Below are 737 nucleotides of genomic sequence, written 5' to 3'. Positions count from 1 at the left end.
AGAAACACCAGGAATGTAGTGGCGGAAAAGGAGATAGCAAATGCTTACGATAACGTAAGGAATTATTACTATGTAAACACCAGGCATGATTCTGTTCCGCATAATTACTCCTGATAATTAATCCTTAACTTTGCCCACCTGCCTTTTAAAACATTCCAGTATATCACTTTTCATTCTTGCGTAGCAATATGCCATCTCTTCAGCTATCTCAGCATTGGTGACCTTGTTCAGAGGCGCTGAGAGATGGCCTTTTTCTGATAGATAATGTTCTGTTAAAATATCTCCGGCCTCATCTTTTGCCCGCAGGCTAATGTCTGAAAATTGAGGTGACGGGTTAAAAATAATATCCTTGGCAACCTTTTTTATATCCCTTTTAAATTTTGGCTTAATGACTATATCCAATGAGTCAAAAAGCTCCCCTTCAATATCTGTTGCCCCTAAGACCTTTAATATATCGCCAAATACAGGTAGCTTGGCTTCTACCTTCACCGTTGTTCGGCCGATGAAATGCATATGCATAACATCGTCTTTGGTGGTTCCCCTCATCAGTGGCTCTATCTGAACGCGCTCTCCACTGCTTAATGACATTCCTTTCCCGATTAAAAAATCTGTCAGATCGGATGTGGTCGGCCCGAAAACAGTTCTGGCAAAACCAATGGTGTCGCCTTCAACAAACAAAAAAGATGGGAATCCCAATGATTCGTCATCTGCGAGGCTGTTCTTAATATCTTCAACTG

1 protein-coding gene and 1 pseudogene are annotated in these 737 nt (G+C 41.2%); both read right to left on the bottom strand.

Translation table 11 applies throughout. The annotated features are described in order from the left end of the window. A pseudogene (locus CBF90_RS16140) lies at nt 1-102 on the bottom strand (biopolymer transporter ExbB); the annotation flags it as partial. A gap of 15 nt (nt 103-117) precedes the next feature. Continuing rightward, nucleotides 118-737, bottom strand: a 620-nt coding sequence (locus CBF90_RS16135; protein WP_088381082.1) for a protein rexA, incomplete at its 5' end; no start/stop codon positions are given.

The organism is Microbacterium sp. AISO3 (assembly GCF_002204305.1).
Classification (GTDB): domain Bacteria; phylum Actinomycetota; class Actinomycetes; order Actinomycetales; family Microbacteriaceae; genus Microbacterium; species Microbacterium arborescens.
The sequence above is the reverse complement of the archived record's forward strand: the minus strand, read 5'-3'. Positions and strand labels throughout refer to the sequence as shown.